Origin of the sequence: Pseudomonas fluorescens (assembly GCF_001307275.1) — a bacterium.
Taxonomy (GTDB): Bacteria; Pseudomonadota; Gammaproteobacteria; order Pseudomonadales; family Pseudomonadaceae; genus Aquipseudomonas; species Aquipseudomonas fluorescens_AA.
The window spans coordinates 5,245,330-5,259,138 of record NZ_CP012831.1 but is presented as its reverse complement, the minus strand read 5'-3'; the positions used below and the strand labels follow the sequence as shown (position 1 = coordinate 5,259,138).

The window sequence follows — 13,809 nt, the reverse complement described above, 5'->3', positions numbered from 1 at the left end:
ATGTACATCCCTCTCTTCCAAAGCTTACGGGCACGCTTCGCCATCGTCGTGGCGCTGGTGGTGCTGCTGCTCAGTTGCATCTTCGGCACCGTTATCGGCGAGTCCTCCATTTCGCGGCTCAAGGAGCAAACCGGGCTGCAACTGAGCGAATATGCCTACTCGATGATCGATCGCCTCGATCGCGACATGAGCAACCGTTCAAAAGCGCTCACGGTCCTGAGCAAGCTGGAAACCCTGCGCAACACGGCGAACCCCGGCGAAGCACGCGCCCTGCTCGACCACCTTAGCCAGCAATTCCCGAACTATTCCTGGATCGGCCTCACCGACGCCCACGGCAAAGTGGTCGCTTCGACCAACGGGGTGCTCGCAGGCGCCGACATCTCGCAACGACCGGTCTTTGCCAATGCGCGGGAAAAGACGTTCATTGGCGATGTCCACGAAGCCGTCCTGCTGGCCAAGTTGCTGCCGAATCCTTCCGGGGAAGCGATGAAATTCGTCGATATCAGCATGCCAATCAAGGACGTCGCCGGAAATCTCACGGGGGTGCTCGCGACGCATCTTTCCTGGGAATGGGCTGCGGAAGTCGGCCGATCGCTTTTTGCCCCCCTGCAGGAGCGCCTGCCTGGCCTGGAGTTCCTGGTCATCAGCAAGGACGGCACCGTCTTGCTGGGCCCCAAGGACATGATCGGCAAGCCCGCCGGTGTCACGCTCGACGGGCGCGGACAAAGCTGGTCGGTGGAGCGCTGGCCGGACGGTAAGCTCTATCTGGCAGGTGCGGCGCAAAGTGTCGGCGTCGACGACTATCCCGGCCTGGGATGGACCGTGGTGACCCGCCAGCCCGCCGAGATCGCCTTTGCGGCTGCACGTGAGATGCGCAATGAAATACTCATCTGGGGCGGCCTGCTGTCCATCCTGTTCGCGGTCATCGGATGGATCATGGCAGGTATTCTCACCGGGCCGGTGAACGTCATCGCCGAGGCTGCCGCGCGCCTTTCCGAAGGCGCCGATGTGGGAATTCCCTTGCTCAAGGGCACGCGCGAAGTCGAAACGCTGAGTGTCGCGATCCGGCACCTCGTTGATAGCCTCACCCGAAAAAGGGGTCAGTTGGCGGTGGTCGAGGGTATCGCCTACCGCGATGTCGTCACCGGCCTGCCGAATCGGGCAGCCTTGGAAAAGTACATCGAGGCGGTACGCAGCGAGGTCGACGTACAGCCTGGCTTCGGCGTGCTGTGCCTGGATCTGGACGGGTTCAAGCCCATCAACGATTGCTTCGGCCATGCCGTTGGCGACGCATTGCTCCAGGAGGTCGGCCTCCGGCTCCTGGCCGCTGTGCGCGATGGCGACATCGCTGTGCGCCACGGCGGGGATGAATTCGTATTGCTGCTGCGCCTGCGTACCGGAGAATCCTTGTCCAGCATGCAGGGTGCCGCCCAGCGCATCATCGCAAAACTGGCCGAGCCGGTCGTGCTGGCCGGGGAGTCGATCACGATCGGCTGCAGTATCGGCGGGACGCTGTGGACCGGCGGCGAGTTTACCGATGCGCTGGCCCAGGCCGATGAAGCGCTCTACCGGGCCAAGCGTGCGGGCAAGTCCCAGGCGAAATTCCATGACACCTCGTTCACCGAGGCCGGACATACCGGAGCAAAGGTCTGAGGCGCTAGCGCAAGGTCTGAAGCGCCTCGCGCCCGGCAAAACGAGCAGCGGCCACCGCCCTGTTGGGAACGTTCAGCGCACGGATCAACGAAGAGACATGAATGCGCACGGTGAAGGGAGAGATCTCAAGCGCTGAGGCGATTTCCTTGTTGGTCTTGCCTTCGGCAATCAATTGCCAGACCTCTCGCTGCCGTGACGTGAGCTTGCTCATATCATCGTCGGAACCCAGTGGGAGCGGGCCCGAAGACTCGTACTTGACCAGCACTTCGCCACGGCGAATATCGGCGATGGCCTGGCCGACCTGGTCGGGAGAAAGGCTCTTGCCGACAAACCCGTCCACACCGGTGGCCATGACACGGCCAATGACATCGCTGTCATCCAGGGTCGAAACCACAATCATCACGGTGTGCTTGAGTGCCTGGCGCAACTGCGCGAGCTCGCTGATGGAGCCCAGGCCGGGAAGACGTATTTCAAGAATCAGCGTATCGAGAGGTTGTCCGTTCGTTGCCAGCGTCCGTACTTCCTCCAGGCTCCCTGCTTGTTCGATCATTGCGTCAGGTATCAGGCGTTCCAGCAACACCATCATCCCCTCTCGGAACAGCGGATGCTCATCTGCCACGATCACCCGGCAAATCTTCCGACCCGAGACGCGTCTCTCATCGCGTCCCATACTGCATCTTGACGACTTCACTGATTCTCTGCGCAACGCCATTGAACGGAGGCGTGACGGATCGGATCGACTGACCACGATAAGGTCCGTCCGCGGGAAACCAGTTCTGGACAACGACAACCTGTTTCGGTTGCCCGGCCGAAACCGGGCCCGTGGAGATTTCATTGGTGAATTTGCAGGTATCAAACGTCCCCAGGGCCGTCTTGATCGTTTCACGCCCGTTGTACGTCAGCTTCTCGACGACATCGAACTCGACCGCTCCCCCAGCGCTCACCGCTTTGTTTTTGTAGCTGACGGTGACGGTCTGCCCAGGCTGCAGATCAATCGGTGTGGAAGCGGGAGGCTGGTAGGTGGTGGTCACCAACGATGCCCCGGCACCATGACGATCACCGTAACGAACCAGCCGACCGTCCTTGATCTCGGCGAAAGTCGTCGTCAGGAAAAACGGCGCATTGTTCAGGAACGACGTGTGCACCGAAGCCACCGGATTGGCGCCGGCAAACGCCTCGCGCCCGAGCGCCTCGGTTTTACCGCGACTGGTGGCTGGCGACAGGTTGTCGCGACTTTCATACTCCACCACCGTCCCGGCCTGGAAATCCGCCTCGTTGGTGCAAGCCGCAGAGGATGTCTCACTGGCCGTGGAAGCCGACGCACCGGCGATCAAAGAACCCCAGCCACTGGCGACAAGGGCCGAGACGGCGAATGCCGTTGCGAGGCGCTTGCGATAAGCCGGGCAGATGCTGGACTTTCTGGCAGGTGTGCTTTTCAAAAAACAGATCCTTGTTCAAATAGGCTCGTTGCGACCGATCGAAAACCCGATAGCGCTCATAGGTTAGGGTCGAGTGCCGAGCGGCGCTATAGCGCAAGTGTGCTATAGGCTTTGCCCTCGTTCTGGATGGGGGTGATGATCGAGACTACCGATACGCGCCAGACCATGACATCATAAAGCCATCTTTTTTGATCGAGCCTGGACGTGCTTCATTCTTCAGCCTTGAAACCGTATCAGAGGCTTGTATGACCGAATCACTGGAGCGCTTTGTCCAGGCGCAAGCGTCAACCTATGACCACGCTTTGCTCGAGCTACGGCGCGGCCGCAAGGAAGGCCACTGGATGTGGTTCATCTTTCCCCAACTACGCGGCCTGGGTGTCAGCGAGAACGCCACCTACTACGGCCTGCGCGACCTGGAAGAAGCACGCGACTATTTGCATCACCCGCTTCTGGGACCACGACTGGAGTGCGCAACCCGCGCCGTCCTGGACTCGGAAGTCGCGGTAGAGAAACTCCTGGGGACACTCGACGCCATGAAATTCGCGTCCTGCATGACGCTGTTCGCAGCGGCCGCGGGCGCGCATTGCGTGTATGCCCAGGCGCTGGAGGGTGGGGTGAATGTCGACTCAAGAACACTGGAACTACTTAAGGAGCAAGAGAGAAAAAATGTCTAATTACGAAACATGGACGTTGGTGGTCCAGGTGGCCGTGGCCCTGGTGGCCCTGCTGTCGATGTACCTGGTTGTTCGCCAGGTGGTCATCCTGACGGCACAACTGAAGGCGACTCAACAGGCTTCCGAGGCCCAGAGCATCATTTCGATTGTCGAGTTCCTGCAAGCCAGCCAGGCTCGCGATGCCCGGCAAGCGGTTCGCGCCACGCTGTCGACCCTGCATCATGACCAATGGGACGCAACCCATGTCCAGCATGCCTCGCTGACCTGTGCGAACTACGACGTCGTCGCGGCGTTATTGCGGGCCGACTTGATCAAGAACAAGCACATCATCATCGAAAACTGGGCGCCGAGCATCAAGCACTGCCACCAGATACTTGCCCCTTTCATTGAGACAAAACGCGCCCAGCCCGGCGGCGACCGAAAGTACTGGAGCAACTTCGACTGGCTGCGCGAGCAGTGCTCTAAGGTCTGACGGGGGTTGTGACAGTGAATCCAGAAGCCATTTTCGCTGAAACGGTGAAACGCCTGCGAGCGGCCAGGCACCTTGCCATTTTTACCGGTGCCGGCATTTCCGCACAAAGCGGTATCTCCACGTTCCGTGATCCCTCGACCGGCCTCTGGGCGCGTTACGACTCAAAGAAACTGGCCACCCCCGCCGCCTTCGCCAAAGACCCTGCGCTGGTATGGGCATGGTACAGCTGGCGCCGAACGCTGGTTAACCAAGCGCCCCCCAATGACGCGCACCGAGCAGTCGCCAGGCTGACCCAGAGCTTGCCCCGCGTGACCGTCATCACGCAGAACGTCGACGACCTGCTCGAACGCGCCGGGTCCAAGGAGGTGATTCACCTTCACGGTGATCTGGCCAGCGCCCGTTGCTTCCAGTGCAACCGTCCCTACCTGGGCGCGTTGCCCGTGGACATCGGGCCGGACTGCGACCGCCTGGAACCCCCGCGTTGCCCACACTGCGACGGCCGGATCCGCCCCAATGTCGTCTGGTTCGGCGAGAAAATGCCGGAACAGGAACTGGACCAGGCCTTCAGCGCGGCCCGCGACTGCGACGTCATGCTCTCCATTGGCACTTCTGGAGAGGTCTACCCGGCGGCACGGATTCCAACATTGGCAACCGAGCATGGCGCCTGGCTGGTGCATATCAATATCAAACCGATGGGGGCCGCTTCCGATAAAACGCTGGTGGGCGATGCGACATACTGGTTGCCGAGGCTGGTTGAGGCGTTGGGCTGAGAGGTGGCCTGCAAGGCTTGCCCGACACCGCTGAACTGAACCGGGAGGTCGTCGCCCAGGCCGATCATGAATTGTCGCAGTCGCGTTGTTAGGGGCCGCTGGGCTGCACAGCAGCCCCAAAAAGCTGAATGCGGTCTGCCTGAAATACCACAGGGTCTGACTTCAGGGCCGCTTCACGCGCCAGCGGGAGCAGGCTCCCTCGCCACGGGCCTATTTGATGGGCCCCTAAACGAAAAATGCCCCGTACCTTTCGATACGGAGCATTTCTTCAAGGCTTCCCGCGGATTGCCAGGTATTCACGCGACGGTGAGTCTTCTGGTTCAATCGCCTGCAGAATCCAGAGCGATTCTGCAGTTCCTATCGGGGGAACCCGCCTGAAGTCCTTCAGGCGTTCTGGTTCCAGGGACGGTCTCCATGTTCGTCCTTGATGCGCGTCGGCAGGCCCATCACATCCAGCGCCTCGAGGAACGCCTCGGCAGGCAGCTCTTCGACGTTGACCATGCGCTGCACGTCCCACTCGCCACGGGCCACCAGCAAGGCCGCGGCCACGGGTGGCACGCCGGCGGTATAGGAAATGCCCTGGCTGTCGGTTTCGGCGTAGGCGTCCTCGTGGTCGGCCACGTTGTAGATGAACATTTCGCGCGGCTGGCCATCCTTGACGCCTTTGACCAGGTCACCGATGCAGGTCTTGCCGGTGTAGCCCGGCGCCAGCGAGCTCGGGTCAGGCAGCACGGCCTTGACCACTTTCAGCGGCACGACTTCCAGGCCTTCGGCGGTCTTGACCGGTTGCTCGGAAAGCAGGCCGAGGCTCTTGAGCACGGTGAACACATTGATGTAGTGCTCGCCGAAGCTCATCCAGAAACGCACGTTGGGCACATCGAGGTTCTTCGACAGCGAGTGCACTTCGTCGTGACCGGTCAGGTACAGGTTCTGCGAGCCGACCACTGGCAGGTCGTCGGTGCGCTTGACCTCGAACATGGTGTTGCTGGTCCACTGGCTGTCCTGCCAGCTCCACACCTGTCCGGTGAACTCACGGAAATTGATTTCCGGATCGAAATTGGTGGCGAAATATTTGCCATGGGAGCCAGCATTGACGTCGAGAATGTCGATCGAATCAATGCGGTCGAAATGCTGTTGTTGCGCCAGTGCCGCATAGGCATTGACCACACCCGGGTCGAAGCCCACGCCGAGAATGGCGGTGATGTTCTTCTCCTGGCACTCCTGGAGATGGTTCCACTCGTAGTTGCCGTACCAGGGCGGCGTCTCGCAGACCTTGCCCGGCTCTTCGTGGATGGCGGTGTCCAGGTAGGCCACGCCGGTATCGATGCAGGCACGCAGCACCGACATATTGAGGAAAGCAGAGCCGACGTTGATGACGATCTGCGACTCGGTCTCGCGAATCAGCGCCTTGGTCGCTTCGACATCCAGAGCGTTCAGTGCAAAGGCCTTGATGTCGGCGGGTTGCTTGAGGCTACCCTTGGCCTTGACGCTGTCGATGATGGCCTGGCATTTGGAGATGTTGCGCGACGCGATAGCAATACGACCGAGTTCGTCGTTGTGCTGCGCGCACTTGTGGGCCACCACCTTGGCGACACCTCCTGCACCAATGATAAGTACGTTCTTCTTCAATTTCTTTATTTCTCCTTCCGCCAGCTCAAGAGAGGCTGGACAAGTAGTCGTCGTAAACAAACTCGCGAACCACCTCGACGCTGCCGTCGAGTTGCTTCACAACGATGGACGGCATTTTCAGGCCGTTGAACCAGTTTTTCTTGACCATGGTGTAGCCCGCTGCGTCGATGAACGACAGCCGATCGCCGATGGACAGCGGACGATCGAATTGGTACTCGCCAAAGATGTCTCCAGCCAGGCAGGATTTGCCGCACACCATGTAGGTGTGCTCGCCCTCGCTCGGTGCCAGCTTGGCGTCCAGGCGATAGATCAGCAGATCGAGCATGTGTGCCTCGATGGAACTGTCCACCACGGCCAGGTGCTTGCCGTTGTAGAGCGTGTCGAGCACGGTGACTTCCAGCGACGCGCTCTGGGTGATCGCGGCCTCGCCCGGTTCCAGGTAGACCTGCACGCCATACTTCTGCGAGAAGGCCTTGAGCCGTGCGCAAAAGGCGTCCAGGGCGTAGCCCTCACCGGTGAAATGGATGCCGCCACCGAGGCTGACCCACTCGACCTTATGCAATAGATGACCGAAACGCTCCTCGATCGTGCCCAGCATCTGGTCGAACAAACCGAAATCGCCGTTCTCGCAGTTGTTGTGGAACATGAACCCGGAGATATGCTCGATGACCTGTTCGATTTTCACCGGATCCCATTCGCCCAGGCGGCTGAACGGTCGTGCCGGGTCGGCCAGCAGGTAATCGGAGCTGCTCACTTGCGGGTTGACCCGCAGGCCGCGGACCTTGCCGGCCGACGCCTCGGTGTAGCGCTGCAACTGGCCGATGGAGTTGAAGATGATCTTGTCGCAGTTGGCGAGCATCTCCTCGATCTCGTCGTCGGCCCAGGCCACGCTGTAGGCGTGGGTCTCGCCCGCGAATTTCTGCCGGCCGAGCTTGAGTTCATACAGCGACGACGACGTGGTGCCGTCCATGTACTGCTGCATCAGGTCGAACACCGACCAGGTGGCGAAGCACTTGAGCGCCAGCAAGGCCTTGGCCCCGGACTGCTCACGCACATAGGCGATCTTCTGCATGTTCGCCAGCAGCTTTTGTTTGTCGATGAGGTAGTACGGCGTTTTGATCATTTTCGAGGCCTCCGGGCAAGGCGAGCCAAAAAAGGATGCGCATTGTGCCTTCACTGACTGCAGATCGAAAGAGCGAAAAGCCCCGTTCGCGCAATCACCCCGATCCGGATCGACGCTTTGCGATCACCGGACATACCGGTCGCCCAGGCGACGAAATGCTGAATCTGGCAAAGGGAGGATAAGCAAAGAGCGCTGACGCTCGACCTTGAGCCGTCGCGGATAACCGGCCTTGCACAACAGGCCATGGGTGATCAGTGTTTATGCATCAGGTCATGCAGGACACCAAACCTCAGGCCCGCTTCGCAAACGATCATGTCTGTAACACCGAAGACCTTGAACGCTGCCAGCATGATCGCCAGGCCACCGGGCAGGATGCCCAGGCGATGGCTTTGCAAGCCGGCCAATCTGAGGCGGTCGACATGGCCGACTTCCAGCAGCCGCAACGACAGGCGCAACAACCCGCTGTAGGTAATGCCGCCTTGTCCAACGTCATTGAGACCATTGGCCTTGAGCACTTTGGCCAACATCCGCGCCGTACCGGAAGAGCCGATCACCTGCTGCCAGCCCTGCGCGCGATAACGCGCCGCCATCGCTTCAAACTGCAGGACGGCCACGCGTTCAGCCTCCAGCAGCGCTTGAGCGGTGATGCGTCCGCCCGCAAAGTAACGCGCGCCAAAGGTGCCGCTGCCGATGGCGATGCTTTCCGTCAACAGCGGCTGAGCGCCCTGCCCCAGAATCAGTTCGGTCGAGCCACCGCCGATGTCCACCACCAGTCGCGTCCGCTCGACACCGGGCACCGCATGGGCGACACCGGCATACACCAGCCGGGCTTCTTCATGTCCGGACAGCACGTCGATCCGAAACCCCAGGTGCCGCTCGGCACTGGCCAGGAACAATTGGGCATTGGCCGCTTCGCGCACGGCACTGGTCGCCACCGCCCGTACCCGTCCGGCTTCGAAGCCACGCAGCTTTTTGCCAAATCGGGCCAGGGCCTGCCAGCCTCGATCCAGCGCCAGCTCGTCCAGGGCCCCGGCTTGCAGGCCCTCGGCCAATCGGACCGGCTCGCGCAGGGTTTTCACTTCCTGGATCACCCGTTGTCGATTGCGCTTGACCGACTGGCCAATCATCAGGCGAAAGGCGTTGGAGCCCAGGTCAATGGCCGCGAACAGGGGGGCGTCGCCTTTCATAGCGGTGTTCCTTGATTCATCAGCCAGCAGGCACAAGCGCTGCGGGCATTCCACGATGGTTTGCGAAGATCCTGCCATGGCTTCGATGACACCTGGATGACACCCCTTGAGCCCCAGTAACTGTTTTAGCCAAGGGCAGCGCATGAAGCACAGATGACGTTCACCACTATGTAACAAATTGCAACTAGCGTGGATGGCGCCTCCACGACCGAGTTCTCCATCATGCTTTCAACCCAGGACACCTTGGTACAGCGCATCCACCGCGAATTGCTCGATCACAGCGACGAAGAACTGGAGCTGGAGCTCTCCGAAGACGGGCATGACCTGAACGCCTTGTTCGATGAACACGCCCCGGATAGCAGCGAGAAAGAAATCCGACGCCTGTATTTCAGCGAACTGTTCCGCCTTCAGGGCGAACTGGTGAAGCTGCAAAGTTGGGTGGTCAAGACCGGGCACAAGGTCGTGATCCTGTTCGAAGGGCGTGACGCCGCCGGCAAGGGTGGCGTGATCAAGCGCATTACCCAGCGGCTCAATCCCCGGGTATGTCGCGTCGCCGCCCTGCCCGCCCCCAACGACCGTGAACGGACTCAATGGTACTTCCAGCGCTACGTTTCGCACCTGCCGGCGGCGGGTGAAATCGTGCTGTTCGACCGCAGTTGGTACAACCGCGCCGGGGTCGAGCAAGTCATGGGGTTCTGCACCGACGAACAGTACGAAGAGTTCTTCCGTACCGTGCCGGAATTCGAGCGGATGCTCGCCCGCTCCGGCATCCAGTTGATCAAGTACTGGTTCTCCATTTCCGACCAGGAACAGCACCTGCGCTTCCTCAGCCGCATCCATGACCCGCTCAAGCAATGGAAGCTCAGCCCCATGGACCTGGAGTCCCGCCGGCGCTGGGAGGCCTATACCAAGGCCAAGGAAATCATGCTCGAACGCACCCACATCGCCGAGGCGCCCTGGTGGGTGGTGCAGGCCGACGACAAGAAAAAAGCCCGGCTCAACTGCATCCATCACCTGCTTGGGCAAATGCCCTATGAAGAGGTGGAGCTGCCGACCATCGAACTGCCGCAGCGGGTACGCCAGGAAGACTACTCCCGCAGTCCGACGCCACCGGAGCTCATCGTGCCCCAGGTCTACTGAGACCCGCCAGGCAAGCCTCCCCACAAGCGGTTCTGACCTCGTGTTCGCCGGGGCCTTACGATCGAGGCCTCGGTTCCCCCGCCCGCCACAGCCCAGTGTGGGAGCGAGCTTGCTCGCGATAGCGGCGTGTCAGTCACGAATCTTGTCACTGATCCTCCGCTATCGCGAGCAAGCTCGCTCCCACAGGGGATTGGGTGAGTTCACCGCCAGAAACGGTTAACATCCCTCTCCTTCGTCTACCCTCACAGAACGGCGTACCGCCATCCATGTGGGCGTGATACTTCGACATTCCTTGCCTTTCTCTACCGGAGATCTTCCATGCTCAAGCCTTCCCTGGCATTGGCCGCTGGTGTTGCCCTGTCGTTTTGCAGCTGGCTGGCGCAGGCCGCCGACACCCTGAAAGTCAGCGCGATTCCCGATGAGGCTCCCACCGAATTGCTGCGCAAGTTCAAGCCGCTGGGGGCTTACCTGGAACAGCAAACCGGCATGAAGGTCGAGTTCGTCCCCGTGAGCGACTACCCGGCCGTGGTCGAGGCATTGGCCACTGACCGGATCGACATGGCTTGGCTGGGGGGCTTCACCTTCGTCCAGGCGCGCCTGAAAACCGGCAACGCCATCCCGCTGGTCCAGCGCGAACAGGACGCCCAGTTCACCAGCAAATTCATCACCGCCGACCCCACCGTCAAGTCCCTGGCCGACCTCAAGGGCAAGACCTTCGCCTTCGGTTCGGTATCGTCGACATCGGGCAGTCTCATGCCGCGCTATTTCATGCTTCAGGACGGCATCAAGCCAGAGAGCTACTTCAGCCGCGTCGGCTATTCGGGCGCCCACGACGCCACCGTCGCCTGGGTCCAGGCCGGCAAAGTGGACGCCGGGGTACTGAACGCCAGCGTCTGGGAAAAACTGGTCGCGGCCGGCAAGGTCGACACGACCAAGGTCAAGGTCTTCGCCACCACCCCAGCCTACTTCGACTACAACTGGACAGTGCGCGGAACCCTCGACCCCGCGTTGGCGGCCAAGATCAAGGCGGCCTTCCTCGCACTCGACCCGGCCAACCCGAAGGACAAGGAAATCCTCGACCTGCAAGCCGCCAGCCGCTTCATCGAAACCAAGCCTGAGAACTACAAGGGCATCGAGGAAGCCGCACGCGCCGCCGAACTGCTCAAATGACCCTGCGACTGACCCAGGTCAGCGTTACCCATGCCAACGGCGTCCAGGCGCTGCGTGGCGTGGACTTGCACATCGGCGCCGGCGAACAGGTCGCCATCATCGGCCCGTCCGGCGCCGGCAAGTCGAGCCTGCTCAACCTGCTGGCCACCGCCCTGCGCCCGGGCAGCGGAGAGCTGCAGTTGCTTGGCGAACGCGCCTGGCAACTGTCCGCCCGTCAGCGTCAAAGCCTGCGCGCGCGCATCGGCCTGATTCACCAATCGCCGCCCCTGCCGCCGCGCCAGCGTGTGGTGACGGCGGTCCTGGCCGGAAAGCTCGGCCAGTGGGGCATCGGTAAAAGCCTGTTGAACCTGTTGCACCCGCTGGATATTCCAGGCGCCAGGGCGGCATTGGCCCAGTTGGACCTGGGCGACAAACTGTTCGCGCAATGCCAGCAGCTGTCCGGCGGACAACTGCAACGCGTGGGCATTGCCCGGGTGTTGTACCAGGCGCCGGAGGTGTTGCTGGCCGACGAACCGGTTTCGGCCATGGACCCGGTATTGGCCGAGCACACGCTTTCGGTGCTTTGTCGCCACGCCCGGGAACACAACGTCACCCTGGTCGCCAGCCTGCATGCGGTGGAACTGGCCTTGGCGCACTTTTCCCGGGTCATTGGCCTGCGGGACGGGCAGATCCTGTTCGACCTGCCAACCGAGGCGGTCGACCGTCCGTTGCTCGACACGCTCTACGCCAACGAACAGCTGCAGTCTTCACCAACAACGCCCCACGCGTCCTTGAGCGTGCAGATTCCCCGATGCTGACGCGCGATACCCGAGACCCCGCCACCCGCCCTCGCCTGCTGCTCAGTCTGCTGGCCCTGGTGTTGCTGTGGCCGGGCATCCAGTTCAGCGAATTGGACCTCGGCGTGCTGCTGGCGAGCGACAGCCAGAGCGAAATGGGCCGGTTCGTAGCGGCGTTCTGGCCGCCCGCCCATGGCGACGAATTCGTTGAACTGCTGTGGCAGGCCACCTTGCAGACGCTGGCGATCGCCACGGCTGGCATGGCCTTGGCGTTGCTGTTGGCGGTGCCCGCGAGCCTGCTGGCCAGCCGCGCCCTGTCGCTGTCGGCAGCCTCCCGCGCCGGCCATCCGGGCTATTGGGGCCAACTGCTGCGCTGGCCGGTACGCGGCTTGTTGATCTTCTTGCGCAGCGTCCCGGAAATCGTCTGGGCCCTGCTCTTCGTGCGCGCCGTCGGCCTCGGCCCAACGGCCGGTGTACTGGCGATTGCCATTACCTACAGCGGCATGCTGGGCAAGGTCTACGCGGAAATCTACGAGTCGGTCGACCAGCGCCCGGCCCACGCGCTCTTGCAGTCCGGCAGCAGCCGGCTGGCGGCCTTTTGCTATGGGATCCTGCCCAATGTCGCGGCGGAACTGTTGTCGTACACGGTGTACCGCTGGGAATGCGCGATCCGCGCCTCGGTGGTGATGGGCTTCGTCGGCGCCGGAGGGCTGGGTCAGCAGATGGACCTGTCGCTGCGAATGTTCGCTGGCGGTGAAGTCGCCAGCCTGCTGCTGACGTTCCTGGCACTGGTGCTGCTCGCCGATCAACTCAGCCGCCTGCTGCGCTGGAGGCTGGCATGAATCGCCTGCTCAACGTGGTCATGGTCCTGTGCATCGGCGCGGCAGTCATCGCCTCGTTCGTCTACCTGGGCATCGACCTGGGCGAGCTCGGCGACAACGGCAATCTGCAGCGGATGGGCGCTTATGCGCAGCGCTTTCTCAGCCCGGACCTGAGCCCCGGCCATCTGAAAGCAATCGGTCACGGCGCCCTGGAAACCCTGGCCATGTCCGCCCTCGGCACCCTGCTCGCCGCCGTGTTCGGCCTGCTGTTGGCCTTGCCCGCGGCCGGACGCTTCGGCTGGCCTTTGCAGAGCGCGTCGCGCCTGGTGCTCAACGCCTTGCGCGCGGTTCCGGAGCTGGTGTGGGCCGCACTGATGGTCCTGGCCGCCGGGCTCGGCCCCAATGCCGGCACCCTGGCGCTCGCCCTGCACACCACCGGCGTACTCGGGCGCCTGTTCGCCGAGGCGTTGGAAAATACCCCCTCCGAACCGGCCGACGCCATCCGTTTGCAAGGCGGCAACGCTGTATTGGCGTTCTGCTACGGGACACTGCCCAACCTGCTGCCGCAACTGCTGGCCTACGTCCTGTATCGCTGGGAAAACAACATCCGCATGGCCAGCGTGCTCGGCTTTGTCGGTGCCGGAGGGCTTGGACAAATGCTCTATGTCAGCCTCAGCCTGTTCCAGGAGGCCCAGGGCAGCACGGTGATTCTGGCGATGCTGCTATTGGTGCTCGCCGTCGATACCTTGAGCGGCTGGAGCCGCCAGCGTTGGGTAAAGGCTTGATGGCTGTGCACAGCGACGAATATGGAATTGGTCATAAAGACCAAGAGTCAGGTCTTTATGACCACGACGCATCCGAGTCAAAATAACCCAACAAACACCAACCCATTGACTGGCAAGGCATTATTAATTGGCACACTTTCTGATCAGGTCTTCTGCCCCTTTTGGCGAAC

General features: G+C 61.7%; 14 protein-coding genes. 9 read left to right on the top strand and 5 right to left on the bottom strand.

All coding sequences use genetic code 11. The annotated features are described in order from the left end of the window. The gene (locus AO356_RS23480) at positions 1-1,653 is read left to right on the top strand and encodes a sensor domain-containing diguanylate cyclase (RefSeq protein ID WP_203225761.1); all 1,653 of its coding nucleotides are present in this window, start codon (positions 1-3) and stop codon (positions 1,651-1,653) included. Between the two features lie 4 nt (positions 1,654-1,657). Here AO356_RS23480 and AO356_RS23475 read toward each other — a convergent pair whose 3' ends face one another. After that, entirely contained in the window at positions 1,658-2,323 is a 666-nt protein-coding gene (locus AO356_RS23475) for a LuxR C-terminal-related transcriptional regulator (RefSeq protein ID WP_081015411.1), read from the bottom strand. Beyond that, positions 2,310-3,092 (bottom strand): hypothetical protein, encoded by a 783-nt coding sequence (locus AO356_RS23470; RefSeq protein WP_060741780.1) that lies wholly within the window; start codon positions 3,090-3,092, stop codon positions 2,310-2,312. Before AO356_RS23470 ends, AO356_RS23475 begins: the two co-directional genes overlap by 14 nt. 245 nt (positions 3,093-3,337) lie before the next feature. Between AO356_RS23470 and AO356_RS23465 the strand changes: the two genes are divergently transcribed. The 3 genes from AO356_RS23465 to AO356_RS23455 are packed head-to-tail and all read left to right on the top strand — an operon-like array spanning position 3,338 to position 5,008. After that, a complete protein-coding gene (locus tag AO356_RS23465; RefSeq protein WP_060741779.1) occupies positions 3,338-3,766 on the top strand; it encodes a DUF1810 domain-containing protein in 429 nt (142 codons plus the stop codon). Next, entirely contained in the window at positions 3,759-4,238 is a 480-nt protein-coding gene (locus tag AO356_RS23460) for a DUF4760 domain-containing protein (RefSeq protein ID WP_060741778.1), read from the top strand. The genes AO356_RS23465 and AO356_RS23460 overlap by 8 nt, the downstream gene beginning before the upstream one ends. A 14-nt stretch (positions 4,239-4,252) precedes the next feature. After that, entirely contained in the window at positions 4,253-5,008 is a 756-nt protein-coding gene (locus AO356_RS23455) for an SIR2 family NAD-dependent protein deacylase (protein WP_060741777.1), read from the top strand. Positions 5,009-5,392: 384 nt separating this feature from the next. Here the strand turns inward: AO356_RS23455 and AO356_RS23450 are convergent, their stop codons facing one another. The 3 genes from AO356_RS23450 to AO356_RS23440 form a co-directional block, all read right to left on the bottom strand. Then, the gene (locus AO356_RS23450) at positions 5,393-6,637 is read right to left on the bottom strand and encodes a saccharopine dehydrogenase family protein (protein WP_060741776.1); all 1,245 of its coding nucleotides are present in this window, start codon (positions 6,635-6,637) and stop codon (positions 5,393-5,395) included. A gap of 25 nt (positions 6,638-6,662) precedes the next feature. Next, positions 6,663-7,760 carry a carboxynorspermidine decarboxylase gene (locus AO356_RS23445; protein WP_058545429.1) on the bottom strand — a complete coding sequence of 366 codons (1,098 nt, stop codon included), beginning with the start codon at positions 7,758-7,760 and terminating at the stop codon, positions 6,663-6,665. A gap of 251 nt (positions 7,761-8,011) precedes the next feature. Further along, positions 8,012-8,947: a Ppx/GppA family phosphatase gene (locus tag AO356_RS23440; protein WP_060741775.1), complete on the bottom strand. Its 936-nt coding sequence runs from the start codon at positions 8,945-8,947 to the stop codon at positions 8,012-8,014. Positions 8,948-9,169: 222 nt separating this feature from the next. On the opposite strand from AO356_RS23440, the gene ppk2 reads away from it, so the two are divergent. The 5 genes from ppk2 (at position 9,170) to phnE (ending at position 13,639) form a co-directional block, all read left to right on the top strand. After that, a complete protein-coding gene (gene ppk2, locus AO356_RS23435; protein ID WP_060743179.1) occupies positions 9,170-10,087 on the top strand; it encodes a polyphosphate kinase 2 in 918 nt (305 codons plus the stop codon). A 318-nt stretch (positions 10,088-10,405) separates the two neighbouring features. Further along, entirely contained in the window at positions 10,406-11,257 is an 852-nt protein-coding gene (locus AO356_RS23430) for a putative selenate ABC transporter substrate-binding protein (protein WP_060741774.1), read from the top strand. Beyond that, entirely contained in the window at positions 11,254-12,054 is an 801-nt protein-coding gene (locus AO356_RS23425) for a phosphonate ABC transporter ATP-binding protein (RefSeq protein WP_060741773.1), read from the top strand. The genes AO356_RS23430 and AO356_RS23425 overlap by 4 nt, the downstream gene beginning before the upstream one ends. Continuing rightward, positions 12,048-12,875, top strand: coding sequence for a PhnE/PtxC family ABC transporter permease (locus AO356_RS23420; RefSeq protein ID WP_060741772.1), 828 nt, complete (start codon positions 12,048-12,050; stop codon positions 12,873-12,875). Before AO356_RS23425 ends, AO356_RS23420 begins: the two co-directional genes overlap by 7 nt. Continuing rightward, positions 12,872-13,639: a phosphonate ABC transporter, permease protein PhnE gene (gene phnE / locus AO356_RS23415; protein ID WP_060741771.1), complete on the top strand. Its 768-nt coding sequence runs from the start codon at positions 12,872-12,874 to the stop codon at positions 13,637-13,639. Before AO356_RS23420 ends, phnE begins: the two co-directional genes overlap by 4 nt. The last annotated feature ends 170 nt before the right edge of the window (positions 13,640-13,809 follow it).

Coding starts and splice junctions, on each gene's coding strand:
- AO356_RS23475 (WP_081015411.1), bottom strand. CDS start 2,323: ATGGGACGCGATGAGAGACGCGTCTCGGGTCGGAAGATTTGCCGGGTG.
- AO356_RS23425 (WP_060741773.1), top strand. CDS start 11,254: ATGACCCTGCGACTGACCCAGGTCAGCGTTACCCATGCCAACGGCGTC.
- AO356_RS23445 (WP_058545429.1), bottom strand. CDS start 7,760: ATGATCAAAACGCCGTACTACCTCATCGACAAACAAAAGCTGCTGGCG.
- AO356_RS23430 (WP_060741774.1), top strand. CDS start 10,406: ATGCTCAAGCCTTCCCTGGCATTGGCCGCTGGTGTTGCCCTGTCGTTT.
- phnE (WP_060741771.1), top strand. CDS start 12,872: ATGAATCGCCTGCTCAACGTGGTCATGGTCCTGTGCATCGGCGCGGCA.
- AO356_RS23420 (WP_060741772.1), top strand. CDS start 12,048: ATGCTGACGCGCGATACCCGAGACCCCGCCACCCGCCCTCGCCTGCTG.
- AO356_RS23480 (WP_203225761.1), top strand. CDS start 1: ATGTACATCCCTCTCTTCCAAAGCTTACGGGCACGCTTCGCCATCGTC.
- ppk2 (WP_060743179.1), top strand. CDS start 9,170: ATGCTTTCAACCCAGGACACCTTGGTACAGCGCATCCACCGCGAATTG.
- AO356_RS23460 (WP_060741778.1), top strand. CDS start 3,759: ATGTCTAATTACGAAACATGGACGTTGGTGGTCCAGGTGGCCGTGGCC.
- AO356_RS23465 (WP_060741779.1), top strand. CDS start 3,338: ATGACCGAATCACTGGAGCGCTTTGTCCAGGCGCAAGCGTCAACCTAT.
- AO356_RS23440 (WP_060741775.1), bottom strand. CDS start 8,947: ATGAAAGGCGACGCCCCCCTGTTCGCGGCCATTGACCTGGGCTCCAAC.